The sequence below is a fragment of the Rhizobium azibense genome (assembly GCF_004342325.1).
Lineage (GTDB): Bacteria > Pseudomonadota > Alphaproteobacteria > Rhizobiales > Rhizobiaceae > Rhizobium > Rhizobium etli_B.
Genome location: NZ_SMBJ01000004.1, coordinates 53,290 through 71,311, shown reverse-complemented (window position 1 = coordinate 71,311; position 18,022 = coordinate 53,290). Strand labels below are relative to the sequence as shown.

The following is an 18,022-nucleotide window of genomic DNA, read 5'->3' as shown; positions in this document are numbered from 1 at the left end:
CGAGGGTTGGTCCCCGAATTCGCACGGCATTCTCCCCCGACATCGCCATTGTTGACCACTCGCCTGCCATCTGTTCCTTCAGGTTTGTCTTCAACAACCTGAACTTGGAAGAGATCACTGGTGACCGTGAAGCCCGGCAAGCCCCACATGCCGTGGCGCAATCCTATAAGCAAATCCATATCGGTCGCTCTCAAGCGCGCGACCTGCCATGCGAGGGCCAAAAAGAAGCCTCCCGGGGGTGGGAGGCTCCAGGCGGGCCGATCGGGGGCGATACGGCCTGGGAGGCTGAAAGGAACCCGTACCATAAAAGAGAGCTCCGGCCCGGGCTATTGGCCACCAGGAAGGATCGATTACCAATGAGGAGGGGGTGACCTATACGCGCGGCAAGAACTACGAGTTCGTCTGCGGTTTTCCCGGTGCGATCATCAGCTTGTCAGCCATACGCGCGAGTTCGGGCAGGGACCTGGTACCCATCTTCTGCATGACCTGGCTGCGGTGAACCTTCACGGTAATTTCACTCACGCCTAGATCTCCGGCTATCTGCTTATTGAGCCGTCCGGCCACCACCAAAGCCATCACCTCGCGCTCCCGCGGGGTCAGGCTATCGAAACGCGCGCGCACCGTTGCCAATGCCTTTTCATTCTCAATCCAAGCACGGTCGCGCGCCAGGCCGACGTGAATGGCGTCGAGCAAATCCTGGTCGCGGAACGGTTTCGTCAGGAACTCGACGGCGCCCCCTTTCATCGCCCGGACGGACATGGGAATGTCGCCGTGCCCGGTGATGAAGACGATCGGCAGCTGAATCTTTTCTCGCGACAGCTCGAGCTGAAAATCAAGACCGCTTTGTCCCGGAAGCCGGACATCGAGCACGAGGCAGGTCGGTCCGTCGGGTCGTCCAGAGATCAGGAAGTCACCCACCGAAGCGAGGAGTTTCACGTCAAAACCGACGGAACGCAGCAGGCTGCCAAGCGCTTCGCGGATCTCCGGGTCATCATCGATGACAATGATAGTGGCCTCGCTCATCGTTCAGCGCCCCCCAAGGTCAACCAAAGCTTTGGGACATGCAGGACCTGCACCCCCTGCAGCAGCAGCGGGCATAGTCCAACCAGCAGAGCGCCAGTGACGCAATAAGAACACTCCTCCTCTCTCCTCAGCCGGTGCCGGAACGGAGTTTTTGGCACACCAGAATGCGCGCTAATTACCTTGGCAACAAGGCTAAATGCGGGCTGTCCACGAAAGCCGCTTGGGCGTCCTGTGGTCCGCCATGGCGTGCCGATGCGCCACATGGCCGGGATCTGCCGTCACAAGGGAACGGGTCGCAAGTATCAGGTGCGGCGGAAGACAAGCAAACTTCAAGCACTAGCGAGACTGTGCGGGGTGGACCCGACATGGAGATGAGACGTCGCGCTTGAATTCGACCAGGCGGCGCATCGGCCCAAGCCGCAGCCAAAGCTCCTGGTGGCCGCGCCACTGTCCGGCCATTTCACCACCCTTCCGCGCGGCACAGTCGAGACCTTCTCCCACCACCTCTTGTGCAACACCGACCGGCCCGACGCGCGCCCGGTGTGGCTTTCGAAAGGCGCGTGGATCTCAAAACGACATCGGTGTCTCATCTTCATGCTCCGGGCACTCAGGGGCACGGGCCCCTCTCGTTGCGGTAAGTCTTAGGCATCTATACGATCGTATAGCTTGCGACGCCTTTGTCGCGGTTAAATACTGAATCCATCCAGTCAAGCGCGCCACAACGCTCATTCGCCCGAGACCAATCGGCAAAGTTGGGAGGCGGCAGTGCCAACCAGGAGACCTCTGATTGCGATCGTCGACGACGACGAGTCGATTCGCGAGGCTATCAAGGGGCTCATGCGGTCGATGGGATTTGATGCCGAGACCTTCTCATCCGCGGATAATTTCTTGAGATTCCCCCATATCCGCCGCACGGCCTGTCTGGTGACGGACATCAATATGCCCGGAATGAGCGGGCTCGATCTGCACCGACGGCTCGTCGCGATGGGCAAGAGCGTTCCGACTGTTCTGATCACCGCCTTTCCGGAAAAGAACGTGCGTGCCTCTGCGTTGGGCGCGGACATTATCGGCTGTCTGACAAAGCCGTTTGACGAACAGGTTTTGCTTGATTGCATCCGTACTGCGCTGGCTCTTAGTAACGAGGGAAAAAGCGGTTCATGAGGTCGCAAAGACCTCTGCTGGGCAAAGCGCGCTGCAACTCCGCTTCAATCCGGGGGACTCCAGGGATTGGAACGCATCCGATCTGACGCCACCCCCTGAACATCCCGCGCGCAATCGATCACCAGGGGCCTTTTTCCAAGCATGATGTTCGAGAGCAAGCCGGTTCGGAAGCTTTCGATCATCAGCGCCACAGGGCCTTGCTCAAAGGCGCAAATGATGGGGACTTACCCACCATCCGGTCGGAGTGCTCTCAGCGGCTTGCCGCACATCTGTAACCCCCCAGCTGAGGAAGGTTAAGCTCGATAACTCCGACAATCTGGTGGGGTGGGCTAAACCAAAGGAGGAAATGAGCATCCCTAGAATTCAGAAAGTCTTCCTCAAGTATTATGGACCGAGATAATGCCTGGAACTAGCCTCAAAGGTGCCAACTGAAGGGGAATGCCCGCAACCAAAGGAAGCGCAGTATGACTGACACGCCGGAGGAGAATGATACTGCCATCGAAGAACTGATGAAGGACGCAATAACCAGTTACATGCTGGACGTTTTCGACGTCGAGGATCGATTGAAGGCAGCCGTCCAGAAGATCGCCGCGGAACTGCTTGCTGAAGAGCTGGCGGCTCTGAGGGCGAAGGTTGCGAAGGCCAAGTTGTCGTATATCCAGGTCGGGGATGTGTTGACAGCGGCTTTAGGCTAAGGTCGGTCGGATATCCCAGCCTCGGGAGGACGTTGTTCTACGAGCGCTGCACCCCATTCCTTGGCAATGCTGTTTGAGTGCGGAGATCACCCGCAAGGTTGCCAGCAAAACATCAGCCCCAATACAATCCTCGCCAAAATGTCAGCAGGTCGCCGAGAGCGAGCCTTGGGACCTTTTATTCGCCAGACCGAGGTCCCACCCACACGCCCGCTGGTATCGCGGGGATACTATTCGCCAATCCGTCGAGCATGCCTTGCAGGACGCTCTCGGTCAGCGCCTCCACTTTGTCGCTGGGGCCGACGAGGCGGTCTACCAGCAGCAAAGTGAGACCATGCACTTGCGAGCGTTACGAAACAGATCGGAATGACTGCGGCCAATTTCGCCGGTTCGGCAGTGCGCGTAGTCGTTGCGGCTCCAGTCGCGGTGGCGCGCGAGGTCTTGAAGCGGGAGGTTTCCTCGGGCGGAGAACAGATTGTGGACGGACAGATTACCTACTGAACCGTCCAGCCGCCTCAATGAGATGGGTGCCGCCCGCACAGGGGGCGCAATAGGATTGGCAAATGGAAAATGGCACAGCGATCGACAGCACCGCCGGTGCGTCACGTCGAATGCCAGCCGGTTTCGCGGTGTTCCGGTATCCATTTCTGCCTCGCTCGTGAAAGGCAGAATGGCCTCAGCTGGAAAGAACCATGGCCCAGTAAGGTATGTTCCGGGAAGACGTATTGTGCGCAACGGCCACGCCGAGCCCGTTATAGCGTCCCAGCATGTTTTCGAGGTGGTGCTGCGAGTTGATCCAGGCCGTTACCGCGGCCTCGACGCTCTGTTGACCGGCGGCGATGTTTTCGGCCGCTGGAAGCTGCACGCCGCTTTTCGTCACACGCGCGCCGAAACTGTCGGCCATGCCCATCAGGTGCGTCATCTTGCCGGCGCTTGCCATTCGCTTGGCCTGGTAGATCGCCGCAGCGCTTGCAGCCGGATCGACGCGAAGCGCCGTCAGGCCGTTTTTGGCACGAAGCTGGTTGACGAGCGGCAGCGCCGCCGCCGTCTCGTCATCCCCGTCCGAAGGCGTGGAGGACATTCTGGGTGCGGTCGTGCAGCTTGCGACGCCCGTCAGAAGGACAAGGCCTGAAATGCGCAGCAGATTGCGCCTGGAAAGATCGATGGATGTCATGTTTACCGGCGGAAGTTGAAAAGTCGGATGATAATGAAGATCGGGATGACGACCGTTGCACCAAGCAGCAGATAATCGCCGATGCGGCCGAGAGCCGAAAAGCCCCGGTACCAGATCTCGCGGATGAAATCGCGGATGCTATAGACGAGGTCCAGCGGCGCCCATCCGAAAACGGTCATTACGAAACCGACAATCAGCGAAACGACCAAGAGCTTCACCAATGTGCGGCCGAGCGAGTCGCCCAGAAATTTGTTTACCTGATCGGACATGCGCCATCTCCTGTTTGCCCTGAAATACGGTTGCGGCGCGTCGCCCGCAAGCCTTTTCCGGAACTGGCCGTTCCGCCTCTGAAATAGGACTTGAGTTTTTTTGTGGCCGCCGCCAAATGCACAGGCATTCAACGGGCCAGATCATGCAGCAGAGCCAGCTTTCCTCCGGCGACGTCATCGCCGACCGCCGCGCCGACTATGCGAAGATGCTTGACGAGGGCGGCGAGCCGGATGCGGCCGCCGAACTGATGGAGCAGGCGCTGGAACTGACGCCCGGCTGGGCTGCCGGCTGGTATCGCCTCGCCACCTATCGGGAAAGGGCCGGCAAAGTGGAATCGGCGATCGAAGCCTTTCTGAAAACCCTTACGCTCGATCCGGAGGACATTTTCGGCGCAAGCCTCAAGCTTGCCCTGCTCGATGGTTCTAATACACCGGACCGGCCTGCGAGCCGCTATGTCGAGCGGCTGTTTGATGATTATGCCGCCCGTTTCGAAACCTCGCTCGTCGAAAGGCTGGACTACTCCGTCCCGCAGAAACTCGCAGCACTTGTCGCCGCCACCGGCCGCAAATATTCGCTGGCCGTCGATCTCGGCTGCGGCACCGGCCTGCTTGGTCCGGAAATTCGCGCTTATGCCGGGCGGCTTGAAGGCTACGACCTCTCGCAGAAGATGCTCGCCAAGGCCGGGGAGAAGACAATCTACGATCACTTGGCCCGAGCCGACCTTTCTCTTGCTCCCGAAGGCTCAGGCGTCTTTGCCGATGGCGCGGACCACCGTGCCGATCTGGTGACTGCTGCCGATGTGCTTATGTATCTCGGCGATCTCGAAAGCACCTTCGCGATCGTCGATCGCCTCGCCAGTTCGGGGGCGGATTTCGCCTTCTCGGTCGAAGACGCGGGCGAGGGAGACGGTTTTCACCTCGCGCCGTCGCTGCGCTATGCCCACACGGAAGCCTATGTTCGCAGCCTTTGTCGCCGTTGCGGTTTCGAGATCGTCGAAACCGTCAAAACCACAATTCGAATGGATGGCGCAAAACCGGTCGCCGGCATTCTTTTCATTGCACGGCGATAGCCTTTAGCGCATGAATCTTGCGATGTGAAAATAGGTCAGCATTACTTACATATTTCGCTTGCTCGCAACTGCGAAAAGCACGATAATTCCCCTCATAGCTGACCGGCGCGGCGGAAGAACAAGCAGGAACGCCTCAGCTCTTCACCATACGCGATCCGTTGCGCGGGGATTTGTCCGGCGCTCTGAACTTTTTTGCTCTTGGAGATTGCCGCCATGGCTCAACGCATCGGTGCCCTCGGTTTCTGGAACACCAGCGCGACGCGTCATACGCTGCTCGAAGATGTGCAGGGCATATTCTCCGGCAGCCTCGTGTCTGCACTCGGCCTTTATGTGCTCGCCAGCGCCGGGCTTCTCACCGGTAGCACGGCCGGCATTGCCTTTCTGCTGCACTATGCTTTCGGCGTGAATTTCGGCCTTGCCTTCTTCCTGCTCAACCTGCCGTTTTTCTATCTCTCCTGGAAGCGGCTCGGCATCGCCTTCACGACAAAGACCTTTGTCGCCATCGGCCTCACGTCGGTGCTTGCCGATGTGCAGTCGCGTTTTTTTGAGATTTCCAGTATCCATCCGGCCTGGGCAGCGCTGCTTGGCGGCCTGCTGCTCGGCTTCGGCCTGCTCGCGCTTTACCGCCACCGCGCCAGTCTGGGCGGCGTCGGCATTCTCGGCATCTACATGCAGGAGCGTTTCGCCATCCGCGCCGGTCTCGTGCAGCTATGCGTGGACATGTGCGTTCTTGCCGCCGCCTTTTTCGTCACCACGCCGCCGGTGGTCATGTTTTCCGTTCTCGGCGCGATCGTCCTCAATCTCTTCCTGACCATCAACCACCGCGCGGATCGTTATATCGCGCTGTAGTTCCGCAAGCTGCGGTTCGATCATAAACAAATCGTAACTTGTCTCCTTTGGGGCCGAGAGCGACACTCGCCGTGCGCCGGATAGATGAGGTGAAGATATGTCAGAGTTGGAAGAACTTGTCAGACGCCGCATGAACGAGGAGTATGCCAAAGGCTCTTCAGCGGAAAAGATCGCCCAAGTCATCCGTGAGATTATCAATAACTTCGATGGATCAGGTGCCCGAAGCAAATAATCGACAGTATTCCGACCCGATTCGCATCGGGTCGGTCGCTTCAAGCGGTGTGCCTCAGGCTTTATGCAGCAGAATTTCTCACGCAGCCTTCGCCGGCCGATCGATCGGATGCTGGCTGCGGAAGCCGACGGCCAGCCGGTTCCAGACATTGATCGTGCCGATTGCCACCGTGATCTTGGTGATTTCCTCCTCGCTGAAATGCGCTTTGAGGGCTTCGAAGTCCGCATCCGGAGCGCCGGTCTCCGCGATCTTGGTGACAGCATCGACCCAGCCGAGCAGGGCGCGTTCCTTCGCGTCATAGATGGGTGATTCCTTCCAGGCGCAGATCAGGTTGATCCACTGTTCGCCAAGACCGTCATGGCGGGCTTCCTTGACGTGCATGTCGACGCAGTAGGCACAGCCGTTGATCTGGGAGGCGCGCAGCTTGATGAGGTGGATGAAGCGGCGTTCGAGGCCTGCGCCCTGGACATATTCTTCCAGGGCGGCAACCGCCTTGTAGGCTTCCGGCGAGGCTTTTGCGAAGTTGAAACGTGCCTGCATGATGGGTTTCTCCTTTAAGGTTAGGGCTCAGCGAGCCGTTTTGCGCTCGTGGGTCTCAAGAAATGCGCAGCCGCGTGCGGCGATGCCGCCATCATCTGCGGCCGACAACTCGCTCAGGACGTCGGCGATACTGATCCTTGCAAGTTCGGTTCGGTAGGCGCGCTCGGCCTTCTGCATAGCAGCGCTGATCTGGCAGGGCTTGGTGAAATAGCGCTGCGGCAGCGGGTTTGGCCCGCGCTGGCGGATTTCTGCACAGCGGAAAGCTGGTGCGGGTCCTTCGACGGCAAGCACGATATCGAGCAGGGAAATGTCCTTTGGCATTTTCGCAAGCCTGTATCCGCCCTTCGGCCCCGGTACCGTGTCGAGAATGCCCGCGCCGGACAACGCCTGCAGGTGCTTCAGCAGGTAACTCGTCGAGACACCATGAAACTCCGCGAGCGCAGCCGCCGACAGCACGCCGCCTTGCGAAAGTCCGGAAAGCATCGCGACGCTGTGGATCGCCTGTTCGACGCCGTCACCCAATTTCATGCCTGGTCCTCTCTATTCGTGGATAATATATATCCATGATTATCCGATATGTCAACAGCCAGTCGAAATCCCGCTTGCCAAGCCTGAACGGCTGGATAGAACAACCGAAAACACCAAGGGGAAAACGATGGCAGAAAAAGCCGCTCTCGCCGGACTTGTGAACTCTTCGTCGGACAGACACTCGCTTTTCGATGACGCACAGGGACTTGTGGCGGGCAGCATGCTTGCTGTGCTCGGCGTCTCGCTTCTCTCCAGCGCCGGCCTTCTGGCAGGCGGCACGGCGGGCATGGCATTCTTGCTGCACTATGCGACAGGCTGGAGCTTCGGCCTCTGCTTTTTTGCGGTGAACCTGCCGTTCTATTATCTCGCCTTCCGCCGCCTCGGTCCCGCCTTTACAGTCAAGACTTTTGTAGCGATCGTTCTTACATCCGTGCTTTCGGACATCGCGCCGCGATTCATCGGGCTCTCGCATGTCGATCCTGTCGCCGGCGCTCTCTTCGGCGGCCTTGTCATCGGCGCGGGCATGCTGGCGCTTTTCCGCCACCGCGCAACGCTTGGCGGCATCGGCATCCTGGCGCTTTATATCCAGGATCGATTCGGCTGGCGCGCAGGCTTCGTTCAGCTTGGTTTCGATGGCCTCGTCCTGGCGCTCTCCTTCTTCGTCGCCAGCCCCTTCATCATCGCCTGCTCGGTGCTCGGCGCCCTGGTGCTCAACCTCACGCTCGCCATCAACCATCGCAAGGACCGCTATATCGCCATGTGAAGCGCGGCCGCTCTTCTATTTCGCGTCGATTTTACTAGTTTTGTCCCGTGGACCAGACCGATTCCGAAGCCCGCGCCGCCTTGCCCGCCCCCTTCATCCGCTGGTTTGCGGAAAAGGGTTGGCGCCCGCGCGCTCATCAGCTGGAATTGCTGGCCCGCGCCGAAGCAGGCCACAGCACGCTGCTGATCGCGCCGACCGGCGCCGGCAAGACGCTCGCCGGTTTCCTGCCGGCGCTGACTGATCTCACCCGCCGCGGCAAGCGGGAGCAAGGCGGTGCCTTCAAAGGCATCCACACGCTCTATGTTTCGCCGCTGAAGGCACTTGCCGTCGATATAGAGCGCAACCTCATGAAGCCGGTGGGGGAGATGGGCCTGCCTGTTGTCGTCGAGAACCGCACCGGCGATACGCCGAACGCCAAGCGACAGCGTCAGAAGCTCAACCCACCCGACATCCTGCTGACGACGCCGGAGCAGGTAGCGCTTTTGCTTGCCAGCAAGGAATCTCAACGTTTCTTCAAGGACCTGAAATATGTCGTCTTCGACGAGCTCCATTCCCTGGTCACGTCGAAGCGGGGCCACATGCTGTCCCTGGGCCTTGCCCGGCTGCGCCGCCTTGCACCACGCCTCAGCACCATCGGCCTCTCCGCCACGGTTGCCGAACCGATCGAGCTGCAGAAATGGCTGGTTGCGCAGGAGGAGGGCAGGCAACGGCACGCTGGTCTCGTGACGGTCGAAGGCGGAGCCAAACCGGACATCTCGATCCTTTCCACGGATGAGCACATCCCCTGGGCCGGCCATTCCGCCAGGTACGCGATTGCCGACATCTACAGGCAACTGACCGAGCATCAAACGACGCTGCTTTTCGTCAACACGCGATCGCAGGCCGAAATGCTCTTCCAGGAACTCTGGACGGTCAACGAGGAAAACCTGCCGATCGCTTTGCATCACGGCTCGCTCGATGTCGCCCAGCGCCGCAAGGTGGAGGCAGCGATGGCGGCCAACAGGCTGCGCGCTGTCGTCGCCACCTCGACGCTCGATCTGGGAATCGACTGGGGTGATGTCGACCTCGTCATCCATGTCGGTGCGCCGAAGGGTGCCTCGCGACTTGCTCAGCGCATCGGCCGTGCCAATCACCGCATGGACGAGCCCTCCAAGGCGATCCTCGTTCCCGCCAACCGTTTCGAGGTCATGGAATGCCAGGCAGCGCTCGATGCGAATTATATCGGGGCGCAGGACACCCCGCCCGTCGGCCGCGGCGCACTCGATGCGCTTGCCCAGCACGTGCTCGGCATGGCCTGCGCCGAACCCTTCGATATGCTGGAACTCTACGATGAGGTAAGGAGCGCCTCGCCCTATGCCGATCTCTCCTGGGAAACCTTCGAGCAGATCGTCGATTTCGTCGCGACCGGCGGCTATGCGCTGCGCACCTACGAACGATATGCGCGCATCCGCAAGACGAAGGAGGGCCTCTGGCGTGTTTCCAATCCGCAGGTTGCCCAGCAGTATCGCTTGAATCTGGGCACCATCGTCGAAAGCCCGATGCTGAACGTCCGGATGGTGAAGCGCGGCCAGACAGGCAAGATTGGCCGCGGCGGCGGCACCCTCGGCAAGGTCGAAGAATATTTCCTCGAACAGCTTTCTGCGGGTGACACCTTCATCTTCTCCGGCAAGGTGCTCCGTTTCGAAGGCATCCGCGAAAACGAGGCGCTTGTCTCCCAGGCTTTCTCCTTTGACCCGAAAATCCCATCCTATGCCGGCGGCAAGTTTCCGCTCTCGACCTATCTTGCCGATCAGGTGCGATCGATGCTCGCCGATCCTGAGCGTTGGCACCATCTGCCGGATCAGGTCCGCGACTGGCTGTCGTTGCAGAAGGACAAGTCGATGCTCCCGAAGCGCGACGAACTGTTGATCGAGACTTTCTTGCGCGGCAGCCGCGCCTACATGGTTGCCTATCCATTCGAGGGCCGCCTGGCGCATCAGACGCTCGGCATGCTGCTCACCCGGCGCCTGGAGCGGGCCGGGGCCAAGCCGCTTGGCTTCGTTGCGACAGACTATTCGCTCGGTATCTGGGGACTTGAAGACATGGGCCTGATGATCCGCGACGGCCGTCTCGGCCTTTCCGATCTCTTCGACGAGGATATGCTGGGTGACGATCTCGAAGCCTGGCTCGAGGAATCGTTTCTGCTGAAGCGCACCTTCCGCAATTGTGCCGTGATTGCAGGCTTGATCGAGCGCCGTCACCCTGGCAAGGAAAAGACCGGGCGGCAGGTCACGGTGTCGGCCGACCTGATCTACGACGTGCTGCGCAGCCACGAGCCGGACCATATCTTGCTACAGGCGACGCGGCAGGATGCAGCGAGCGGGCTTTTGGATATTTCCCGGCTTGGCGATATGCTGAGACGAATCAAGGGGCACATTACGCATCGCGCGCTGGATCATATTTCCCCGCTCGCAGTGCCGGTGATGCTGGAGATCGGCAAGGAGCCAGTTCACGGCGAGGCCCACGATGCCGTGCTCGCCGAAGCGGCCGAGGATCTGATCGCCGAAGCTATGGCTTGAAATTTGCAGGACGGACAAAATTGATGAACCGGCTGGCGCTTGCGCGTGAATTGAACGGATTGGTCCCGATGCCGGGCGTCGAAACCAGTGTTCATGGCGTTGCAGCCGTCTGCGATCCGCTCGGCGCGCTCTACCTGCCGGATGCCGCCATCCTGATTGTTTCCGACCTGCATCTCGAAAAGAGCGCCGCCTTTGCCCGCCGCGGCATGCTGCTGCCGCCCTATGACACGCTGGCGACGCTGACCGTGCTCTGCGCCGTCATCGCCCGCTACAATCCGAAACTCGTCGTCTCCCTCGGCGACAATTTCCACGACCGCGTCGGCTCGCGGCATCTACCGGATGCCTTCCGCTCCCTGATCGAGAACATGGCCCGAGGGCGCGAATGGATCTGGATCAACGGCAACCACGACCCTGACGGCACCATCGATCTGCCCGGCTCTTCGGTCGATGAAATGCACTATGCAGGCCTGACCTTTCGTCACGAGCCGAAAGGTGGACTGCAGAGCGGTGAAATCGCCGGTCACCTGCACCCTTCGGCCACGGTCCGCCGCCGCGAAAAAGCCGTCCGCCGCCCCTGCTTCGCCACCGACGGTGCCCGCCTCCTCATGCCAGCCTTCGGCGTCATGACCGGCGGACTGGATCTCGGCCACAAGGCGATGACGGGCCTGTTCGACAGGCCGTCGCTTGTCGCTCATCTTCTGGGACGGGATCGGATTTATTCGGTGAGGTACGGGAACTTGCGTAGCTGAAGTCGAGCGACCCCTTCGAGGCGCTTGCGGGCGGCCCGTCGTCTGCAAATTTAAACCTTTGACGGCCGCAGCGTCACGGTCCTTGCAAGCTGGCATTGGCCGGCTCCGCGCAAAGGGATGGAATCATCGAAGGGGAATAAAGAACGCAACGGGTCGGCTTCCTCCTGCGAAAGCTCGATGCGGAACCCGCCCCGATGCTCCTTGCGTTCATCCTGGGGCCGATGATGGAGGAATTCCTGCGCCGCACACTGCTCTTGTCCAAAGGTGATCCGAGTGTTTTTCTGACGCGACCGCTGAGCGCCGTCCTTCTCGGTATCGCTGCGATACTGCTCGTACTGGTCGTCCTGCCCGCCGTTCGCAGGCGCAGAGACGAAGCGTTTCAGGAGGAGTGAAGGACGACCACAGGCGCCGCATTGCCGAGCCCGGACCTGTCATTTTCGAAGAGGAGATGATCGGGATTGGGAAGAAATTCCGCTGCTCTGCTCCCTTGAAATCTGCCACGAAGTGCTTTCATGAAGCCGGGGCCGGCCCTGTCGTTTGGAGCCACTATTTCGAGGACACGGATCTTTAATCCCGTGAGGGAGCCTGGCTGCAAACCAGCTAACAGGCCCTGACGTTCCTTGGGCCAATGCGCTCCTCGTCCTGAGGTGCAAAGCCCGCAGGCAAAGCCTCGAAAGTCGAGCATGCCGCCGCGCCATGGAAATCGGAGCTCAATTACACCCTTGCAACTGCTGCTGATAGGTCGATGCCATGTTGGCGAACCTGCGTGCCGTCTTCTGCAACTGCGCATTCGAGCGCCAGTCGCCGCGCTTGTACCCTTTCGGCCCTGAATAGTAGGCGATGTAGAGGCTGTAGGCGTCGTTGAGCTGGATGCCGGTCGCCTGGCTGTTGCTGTAGTGGTACCAGCCGATGAAATCGATCGCATCGGCGAAATTGGTGCGGCGCGCAGCCCAATTGCCGGTTGCCGACTGATAGTGGTCCCAGGTGCCGTCGAGCGCTTGCGAATAGCCGTAGGCAGTCGACGGACGAGTCCAGGGAATGAAGCCGAAAAGCTTCGTGCGTGGCGGGCGGGCGTTCGGCTGGAAACCGGATTCCACATACATCGTCGCCATCAGGATCGGCACCGGCACGCCGTACTTCTTTTCGGCGCGCTCGGCCTCGTGCTGCCAGTTGCTGAAGAAGCCGTTGCGCTGTTCGAAGACGGCGCAGATGTTCCTGGTTTGACGGGGCGCCGTGGCGCAGCCGGCAACGAGCGCCAGCAGCACCAGGGCGAGAAGAGTACGGGTACGCAAAACAGAACCTCTCGTTTTCGAGAGATTACTAACTCGTAAATCTTAATACTCGGTTTTTAGTCAAAGGCGACTTCATGTACAACGCACTCCTGCTTGCCCGGCTGCCGCAAGCTCTGGTCAAATCAGCGGTAAACCAGAACCGGGGTCTTGGAATGGGCGAGCACCTTCATCGTCACGCTTCCGACCATGATTGCGGTGAAGCCTTCGCGTCCGTGCGATGCCATGGCGATCAGGTCGCAGCCGCGCTGCGCTGCCGTGTCGATGATTGCCTTGGCGGGTTCGTGGCTGGTCACCTGGGCCGTATCGCAATCGATGCCGCGCGTTCTGGCCCGCGCAGCGGCATCCGCCAGGATCCGGTCTGCCGCTTGATGGCTGTGCCGGTCATATTCTTCGCGCGTGGATTCCAGCTGATCGATATTCGTGGAAAAGATATGGAACGGTTCAATGACGGTCAGGGCCGTTGCCCTGGCGCCGATCTCCTTTGCAAAGGCAAGCGCCTTTTCGAGCGCATCGGTGGAAAGCTGCGAACCTTCGGTCGGGATGAGAATGTGTTTGTACATGGCTGGCTCCTCCTTCAACGCTCGCATATTGCCGGAGGAACCAGCCTAACACCTTGATCTGCATCAAACTGTCGCGAATGTCGCCATCACGCTGACCCGGCCGGTTCATAACGCAAGATTACCGCGCCGGTCTTCAACGGTTTGGCTTCCAGCAGCTTCAGCGGTAGCTGCGCCGTCGCCGTCTTGAAGTGCGGATTGCCCGCGCCGAGAACCACCGGCACCAGGCAGATGCGGATCTCGTCGACGAGTGCGGCCTTCAGCATCGCGTCGCAGAGTTCGGCGCTGCCGAAGATGAAGATGGTCTTGCCATCCTGCGTCTTGAGCTTTTGAAGCTCGCTAACGGGATCGCTGACGATGCGGGCATTGTTCCAGCCCGGCTCTTTCATCGTCCGAGACACGGCGATCTTTGCGATGTTGTTCATGTATTGCTTGGTCTTGTCGTCCTCTTTCGCCGTCGGCCAATAGGCGGCCATGCCCTCGTAGGTCTTCCGGCCGAAGACGAGCAGGTCGCCTTCCTCGCCCAATTGTTCGGAGTATTTCTGCAGTTCCGGCCCCCAGACCAGATTATGGAAGTCGATGTCCCACGGCTTTATGCCTTCGAAGTAGCCGTCGAGTGTCATCAGATTCCACATAACAAGCCTTCTCATGTCGGTTTCCTCCATGTCACGACAGAACTGGTTTCAATAAGCAACCGGTTGAAAGCTAGATAAACCGATGGCAAAATGCAAGCAGATTTTTGGAGAACAGAAAATGGACGAGCTTCACCGCTCCGGCTGCCCGATCAACCTGACGCTGGAAATCCTCGGTGACCGATGGAGCCTGATCGTCATCCGCGACATCATGTTCGGCAATCGCCGTCACTTCCGCGAACTGCTGCAGAATTCGCAGGAAGGCATCGCTTCCAACATCCTTGCCGACCGCCTGCGCCGCCTCGTGGACAAGGGCTTGCTGACCAGAAACGACGATCCCACGCACAAGCAGAAAGCCATCTACAGTCTTACCGAGATGGCGATCGACCTCGTGCCGCTCTTTGCCCATATGGGCGCCTGGGGCCGCAGACATCTGCCGGTGTCCGAAGAGCTCTCCATTCGCGCCGAGTTGCTGGAAAATGGCGGCCTGCGGCTTTGGGAAGACTTCATGGATGAATTGCGGGCAAAACACCTGGGCAAAGATCTGCCGCCGGGAACGCCCTCGGTGCTCGACCGCCTCACCGAGGCCTATCTTGAGGTCGTTGCAAAAAAGAAAAAGTCCGCCTGATCAATCCTTGCGGAAGACGATGCTTGCGCCCCAGCCGGTCACGATCGCCAGGAACACGGCGAAAATGCCGTAGGGAATGGGCTGTTCATGAGCCGCATCGGTAAGCATCTGCTCGATGCCGGTCTTGATGACGCGCAGCGGCACCGATTTTTGCGTCACGAACACCCCGCTCTTGAAGAGATAGGCACGCACCGTGTGCACGCCGTTCGGAATGTTGGCCGGCAGGCGAAGGCTTGCCTTGAAAAGATTGGAACTGACGAAGCGTACGCCGGTCGGGTCGCGCTCGTAGAGCCCGCCGGTCTGCTGCAACCGCCGGAAGGCGGTGCGGAACTCGCCGAGGCTGCTGCCGTCTCCGACGAAGCCGACGGGCGTCAGCGGGATATGGTCGATGCCGATCCCCTGATCGGTGAGGTTGAGCGGTGTCACCACGTCGTCGATCGAGCGTGAGCTCGACATCGAATAGGAATGCGGTACGCCTTCGAAGGTCATGGAGTCGGTATTGATCCAGATGCCGAAGACGCGTTCCTTCTTGCGCACCGTCGCATCTTCGCGCGGGCCCTCCAAAACAACGACGACGTCGTACTGGCCGACGGCAAGCAAAAGGTTGTCGGTATTGGTCAGCGCTCCGAAGATCGTCAGGTCGGCGCCGCGGAAATCGGAGGTGATGGCGATTTCGCTGCTGGACGTGCCGATCTCCAGCCCCTCGCGCCCTTCTTCGGAATTCTGGCCCGGCAGCAGCATCTGCGCTGCGGCAATTTCCGGCAAGAGGCAGAAGAGAGCGAAAAGACAAAGGCGAATCCGCTTCATCAGTACGGTCCCATCACGACGGAATAGATGTCCGCGGGCGTCACGACCAGCGCCACCGCCAGGCGGATGCCGACGGCGAGAACGAGCAGCCCGAGCAGCGCCCGCAATTGTTCGCCGCGCAGTTTCTGGCCGACGCGCACGCCGTATTGCGCGCCGACGACGCCGGCCACCATCAAGATGAAGGCAAGCACGATATCGACGGAATAGTTGGTCGCAGCCTGCACCACGGTTGTGTAGGCGGTGACGAAGATGATCTGGAACAGTGATGTTCCGACGACGACATTGGTGGGGATGCGCAGCAGGTAGATCATCGCCGGCACCATGATGAAGCCGCCGCCGACGCCCATGATGGAGGTCAGGATGCCGATCCCAAAGCCGAGCGCGACGATCGGGATGACGCTGAGGAAGATCTTCGATTTCTTGAACCGCACCTTCAGCGGCAGGCGGTGGACCCAGTGGTGATGTCCGGGCCTGCGCGGTGTCGGCGGCACGTTCTTGGCCGCGCGGCGCATGGCGTTGATGCTTTCGAGCAGCATCAGACCGCCGACAGTGCCGAGAAAGATGACGTACATCAGCGAGATGATGAGATCGAGCTGACCGACCCGCCTCAACAGCGAGAAGATCCAGATGCCGATCGTCGCGCCCGTAAGGCCGCCGACTAGCAGGACGGTCCCGAGCTTCACGTCCAGCGTCCCGCGCCTGAAATGCGTGATCGCGCCGGAGATCGAGGAAGCGACCACCTGGTTTGCGCCGGTGGCGACGGCTACCACGGGCGGGATGTTATAGAAGATGAGCAGCGGCGTGATCAGAAAGCCGCCGCCGACGCCGAACATGCCGGAGAGGAAGCCGACGGCCGCACCCATGCCGAGGATGATGAAGATGTTCACCGACAATTCTGCGATGGGCAGATAGATTGTCACAGCCGACCCCGAATTATACTGCCCCCGCCGGGCAGGTGTCTTTGCGTCCCGTTCGAATGGCGCATCATACGGCGAAATCGTTGCCAGAGGCTTTCGATAAACGACATGCGATCCGCCCATTACGCGAGCGATAAGTTCCGATTAATTGGGCTTTTTTCAGATTTTGTGACGACGGCGGGCGAGCAGTCGACGAAGCGTGGCTCTTGGGCAGCGCACTTTGGCAGGCCTTACGCGACAGGCTCGACAATTCGCCACCGCTGCGTCGGGCAAGAAACGATCGAAATGACCAAATCAAGGCGTGATATCAGCGGCCATGAGGGGCTCCTGGCCGGCGCGAGGGCACCAACGCGGCCCACGTCAGCACAAGGACAGCGCCGAAGAGCAGCATGCCCGTCGAATTTGGCCTCGACGATTGCTGGGGCACGGTTACCGAACAGCTTGCAAGTAAAGTCGAGAAGGGGCGCCTGAGGCTATCTCATCGTCACTGCCCGGCCCGTGCCAGCCCGTGCGCCACGAGCCGGTCGATGACTTCGGCATAACTCACGCCGCTTGCCGCCATTGCCTTGGAATACATGCTGATATCGGTGAAGCCGGGGATGGTATTGATCTCGTTGACCAGGAATTGCATGTCCGGTGTCAGGAAAAAGTCGACGCGCGCCATGCTGTCGCAGCCGACGGCCCTGAAAGCCCTTGCGGCCATATCCCGCATGCCGGCCTCGATGTTCGGCGGCAATTCTGCCGGTATTTTCAGCGCCGCACCGTTCTCGTCGATATATTTTGCATTGTAGCTGTAGAAGCCATGGCTCTCGGCCGGAACGATCTCGCCGGGCCGTGAAACGAAGAGCTTGCCTGCCTTGTCCTCGAGCACGCTGAATTCGATCTCGCGCCCACGAACGAATTCCTCCGCCAGCAGCTTGCGGTCGTGCCGGAAGCCTTCCGCAAGCGCACCGTCGAATTCCTGGCTGGCATGGACCTTTCTGACGCCGACCGACGAGCCCTGCCGCGCCGGCTTGATGAAGAGCGGCAGGCCGAGTTCGTCTTCCAGCGCAAGAAAGGAAGGCTGTGCGCCCTCGTGAAAAGTCACCGAGCGCGCCACCGGCACCCCGGCTGCCTTCAGGAGCTGCTTTGCGATATCCTTGTCGAGTGCGGTCGCAGATCCGAGAATGCCGCAGCCGGCAAGCGGCACTCGGGCAACCTCCGCAAGGCCCTGCACGGAGCCGTCCTCGCCATGCAGGCCGTGAAGGACCGGAAAGAGAATATCGATCGTTGGCAGTTCGTAAGCCGGTCCGCCAGCGGGAATTGCAAACAAGCGTCCGCGTCCGCCCGGTAGGAGGCAGACCTCGGCTCCGGTATCCGGTTTCGCAAGCGTTCCATCCTCGAAGCTGCTCAACAGCCATTGTCCTTGGCGGGTGACGAACACCGGAACGGCGTCGTATTTTTGAGGCTCCAGCGCACGCATCACATTGGTAGCCGAAAGCACCGATACATCGTGCTCGGTCGATCGTCCGCCGAAGAGCACGGCAATGCGCAGTCTGGTTGATGCATCGGTCATGTAATGTCTCCGGAATGACTTGGTGA

The 18,022-nt window shown here is 60.1% G+C and carries 20 protein-coding genes and 2 pseudogenes; 10 read left to right on the top strand and 12 right to left on the bottom strand.

What is annotated here, in order from left to right:
- Positions 1-390: 390 nt before the first annotated feature.
- Positions 391-1,023: a response regulator transcription factor gene (locus EV130_RS10735; protein ID WP_074060100.1), complete on the bottom strand. Its 633-nt coding sequence runs from the start codon at positions 1,021-1,023 to the stop codon at positions 391-393.
- 765 nt (positions 1,024-1,788) lie between these two features.
- Between EV130_RS10735 and EV130_RS10730 the strand changes: the two genes are divergently transcribed.
- Both EV130_RS10730 and EV130_RS10725 read left to right on the top strand, forming a co-directional pair.
- Positions 1,789-2,184, top strand: a complete 396-nt coding sequence (locus EV130_RS10730; RefSeq protein WP_074060101.1) for a response regulator transcription factor — start codon at positions 1,789-1,791, stop codon at positions 2,182-2,184.
- A 464-nt stretch (positions 2,185-2,648) separates the two neighbouring features.
- The gene (locus EV130_RS10725) at positions 2,649-2,879 is read left to right on the top strand and encodes a hypothetical protein (RefSeq protein ID WP_074060102.1); all 231 of its coding nucleotides are present in this window, start codon (positions 2,649-2,651) and stop codon (positions 2,877-2,879) included.
- A 175-nt stretch (positions 2,880-3,054) separates the two neighbouring features.
- On the opposite strand, the pseudogene EV130_RS33300 reads toward EV130_RS10725, so the two are convergent.
- Positions 3,055-3,222, bottom strand: a pseudogene (locus EV130_RS33300) (TetR/AcrR family transcriptional regulator); the annotation flags it as partial.
- Positions 3,223-3,242: 20 nt separating this feature from the next.
- On the opposite strand from EV130_RS33300, the gene EV130_RS10715 reads away from it, so the two are divergent.
- On the top strand, positions 3,243-3,377 hold the full coding sequence (locus EV130_RS10715; RefSeq protein WP_420493363.1) for a hypothetical protein: 135 nt from the start codon (positions 3,243-3,245) through the stop codon (positions 3,375-3,377).
- A gap of 175 nt (positions 3,378-3,552) precedes the next feature.
- Here EV130_RS10715 and EV130_RS10710 read toward each other — a convergent pair whose 3' ends face one another.
- Both EV130_RS10710 and EV130_RS10705 read right to left on the bottom strand, forming a co-directional pair.
- Positions 3,553-4,050 carry a CAP domain-containing protein gene (locus EV130_RS10710; RefSeq protein WP_074060103.1) on the bottom strand — a complete coding sequence of 166 codons (498 nt, stop codon included), beginning with the start codon at positions 4,048-4,050 and terminating at the stop codon, positions 3,553-3,555.
- 2 nt (positions 4,051-4,052) lie between these two features.
- Positions 4,053-4,319, bottom strand: a complete 267-nt coding sequence (locus EV130_RS10705; protein ID WP_022718289.1) for a DUF6460 domain-containing protein — start codon at positions 4,317-4,319, stop codon at positions 4,053-4,055.
- 143 nt (positions 4,320-4,462) lie between these two features.
- On the opposite strand from EV130_RS10705, the gene EV130_RS10700 reads away from it, so the two are divergent.
- Both EV130_RS10700 and EV130_RS10695 read left to right on the top strand, forming a co-directional pair.
- Positions 4,463-5,389, top strand: coding sequence for a class I SAM-dependent DNA methyltransferase (locus tag EV130_RS10700; protein WP_074063042.1), 927 nt, complete (start codon positions 4,463-4,465; stop codon positions 5,387-5,389).
- Positions 5,390-5,602: 213 nt separating this feature from the next.
- A complete protein-coding gene (locus EV130_RS10695; RefSeq protein ID WP_074060104.1) occupies positions 5,603-6,238 on the top strand; it encodes a YitT family protein in 636 nt (211 codons plus the stop codon).
- A 310-nt stretch (positions 6,239-6,548) separates the two neighbouring features.
- Here EV130_RS10695 and EV130_RS10690 read toward each other — a convergent pair whose 3' ends face one another.
- Together EV130_RS10690 and EV130_RS10685 are read right to left on the bottom strand one after the other, a co-directional pair.
- The gene (locus tag EV130_RS10690; protein WP_074060105.1) at positions 6,549-7,010 is read right to left on the bottom strand and encodes a carboxymuconolactone decarboxylase family protein; all 462 of its coding nucleotides are present in this window, start codon (positions 7,008-7,010) and stop codon (positions 6,549-6,551) included.
- Between the two features lie 27 nt (positions 7,011-7,037).
- Positions 7,038-7,538 carry an RrF2 family transcriptional regulator gene (locus tag EV130_RS10685; protein ID WP_074060106.1) on the bottom strand — a complete coding sequence of 167 codons (501 nt, stop codon included), beginning with the start codon at positions 7,536-7,538 and terminating at the stop codon, positions 7,038-7,040.
- Between the two features lie 127 nt (positions 7,539-7,665).
- On the opposite strand from EV130_RS10685, the gene EV130_RS10680 reads away from it, so the two are divergent.
- From EV130_RS10680 to EV130_RS10665, 4 genes and pseudogenes are all read left to right on the top strand, one after another.
- The gene (locus tag EV130_RS10680; RefSeq protein ID WP_074060107.1) at positions 7,666-8,301 is read left to right on the top strand and encodes a YitT family protein; all 636 of its coding nucleotides are present in this window, start codon (positions 7,666-7,668) and stop codon (positions 8,299-8,301) included.
- 47 nt (positions 8,302-8,348) lie between these two features.
- Positions 8,349-10,859 carry a ligase-associated DNA damage response DEXH box helicase gene (locus tag EV130_RS10675; RefSeq protein WP_074060108.1) on the top strand — a complete coding sequence of 837 codons (2,511 nt, stop codon included), beginning with the start codon at positions 8,349-8,351 and terminating at the stop codon, positions 10,857-10,859.
- Between the two features lie 23 nt (positions 10,860-10,882).
- Entirely contained in the window at positions 10,883-11,608 is a 726-nt protein-coding gene (pdeM, locus tag EV130_RS10670; protein ID WP_074060109.1) for a ligase-associated DNA damage response endonuclease PdeM, read from the top strand.
- A gap of 152 nt (positions 11,609-11,760) precedes the next feature.
- Positions 11,761-12,000, top strand: a pseudogene (locus EV130_RS10665) (tripartite tricarboxylate transporter permease); the annotation flags it as partial.
- 318 nt (positions 12,001-12,318) lie between these two features.
- On the opposite strand, the gene EV130_RS10660 reads toward EV130_RS10665, so the two are convergent.
- The 3 genes from EV130_RS10660 to EV130_RS10650 all read right to left on the bottom strand — a co-directional run bounded on the left by EV130_RS10660 (position 12,319) and on the right by EV130_RS10650 (position 14,107).
- The gene (locus EV130_RS10660) at positions 12,319-12,900 is read right to left on the bottom strand and encodes a transglycosylase SLT domain-containing protein (protein ID WP_132660250.1); all 582 of its coding nucleotides are present in this window, start codon (positions 12,898-12,900) and stop codon (positions 12,319-12,321) included.
- 122 nt (positions 12,901-13,022) lie between these two features.
- Positions 13,023-13,460, bottom strand: a complete 438-nt coding sequence (locus EV130_RS10655; RefSeq protein WP_074060112.1) for a universal stress protein — start codon at positions 13,458-13,460, stop codon at positions 13,023-13,025.
- 86 nt (positions 13,461-13,546) lie between these two features.
- Positions 13,547-14,107, bottom strand: coding sequence for a dihydrofolate reductase family protein (locus EV130_RS10650; protein ID WP_074063043.1), 561 nt, complete (start codon positions 14,105-14,107; stop codon positions 13,547-13,549).
- A 103-nt stretch (positions 14,108-14,210) separates the two neighbouring features.
- Here EV130_RS10650 and EV130_RS10645 point away from each other — a divergent pair, with 103 nt between their 5' ends.
- Entirely contained in the window at positions 14,211-14,717 is a 507-nt protein-coding gene (locus tag EV130_RS10645) for a winged helix-turn-helix transcriptional regulator (protein ID WP_132554052.1), read from the top strand.
- Here the strand turns inward: EV130_RS10645 and EV130_RS10640 are convergent, their stop codons facing one another.
- The 3 genes from EV130_RS10640 to EV130_RS10630 form a co-directional block, all read right to left on the bottom strand.
- Positions 14,718-15,515, bottom strand: a complete 798-nt coding sequence (locus EV130_RS10640; protein WP_074063045.1) for a TIGR02186 family protein — start codon at positions 15,513-15,515, stop codon at positions 14,718-14,720.
- Positions 15,516-15,523: 8 nt separating this feature from the next.
- A complete protein-coding gene (locus EV130_RS10635) occupies positions 15,524-16,444 on the bottom strand; it encodes a sulfite exporter TauE/SafE family protein (protein ID WP_074063046.1) in 921 nt (306 codons plus the stop codon).
- A gap of 481 nt (positions 16,445-16,925) precedes the next feature.
- Positions 16,926-17,996 carry a D-alanine--D-alanine ligase family protein gene (locus EV130_RS10630; RefSeq protein WP_074060113.1) on the bottom strand — a complete coding sequence of 357 codons (1,071 nt, stop codon included), beginning with the start codon at positions 17,994-17,996 and terminating at the stop codon, positions 16,926-16,928.
- Positions 17,997-18,022 lie beyond the last annotated feature (26 nt).

Bases quoted from the DNA above. Each gene is read 5' to 3' on its own strand.
- EV130_RS10655 (WP_074060112.1), bottom strand. From the start codon at position 13,460: ATGTACAAACACATTCTCATCCCGACCGAAGGTTCGCAGCTTTCCACC.
- EV130_RS10705 (WP_022718289.1), bottom strand. From the start codon at position 4,319: ATGTCCGATCAGGTAAACAAATTTCTGGGCGACTCGCTCGGCCGCACA.
- EV130_RS10695 (WP_074060104.1), top strand. From the start codon at position 5,603: ATGGCTCAACGCATCGGTGCCCTCGGTTTCTGGAACACCAGCGCGACG.
- EV130_RS10650 (WP_074063043.1), bottom strand. From the start codon at position 14,107: ATGAGAAGGCTTGTTATGTGGAATCTGATGACACTCGACGGCTACTTC.
- EV130_RS10735 (WP_074060100.1), bottom strand. From the start codon at position 1,023: ATGAGCGAGGCCACTATCATTGTCATCGATGATGACCCGGAGATCCGC.
- EV130_RS10700 (WP_074063042.1), top strand. From the start codon at position 4,463: ATGCAGCAGAGCCAGCTTTCCTCCGGCGACGTCATCGCCGACCGCCGC.
- EV130_RS10630 (WP_074060113.1), bottom strand. From the start codon at position 17,996: ATGACCGATGCATCAACCAGACTGCGCATTGCCGTGCTCTTCGGCGGA.
- EV130_RS10725 (WP_074060102.1), top strand. From the start codon at position 2,649: ATGACTGACACGCCGGAGGAGAATGATACTGCCATCGAAGAACTGATG.
- EV130_RS10715 (WP_420493363.1), top strand. From the start codon at position 3,243: ATGACTGCGGCCAATTTCGCCGGTTCGGCAGTGCGCGTAGTCGTTGCG.
- EV130_RS10690 (WP_074060105.1), bottom strand. From the start codon at position 7,010: ATGCAGGCACGTTTCAACTTCGCAAAAGCCTCGCCGGAAGCCTACAAG.
- pdeM (WP_074060109.1), top strand. From the start codon at position 10,883: ATGAACCGGCTGGCGCTTGCGCGTGAATTGAACGGATTGGTCCCGATG.
- EV130_RS10645 (WP_132554052.1), top strand. From the start codon at position 14,211: ATGGACGAGCTTCACCGCTCCGGCTGCCCGATCAACCTGACGCTGGAA.
- EV130_RS10710 (WP_074060103.1), bottom strand. From the start codon at position 4,050: ATGACATCCATCGATCTTTCCAGGCGCAATCTGCTGCGCATTTCAGGC.
- EV130_RS10680 (WP_074060107.1), top strand. From the start codon at position 7,666: ATGGCAGAAAAAGCCGCTCTCGCCGGACTTGTGAACTCTTCGTCGGAC.
- EV130_RS10685 (WP_074060106.1), bottom strand. From the start codon at position 7,538: ATGAAATTGGGTGACGGCGTCGAACAGGCGATCCACAGCGTCGCGATG.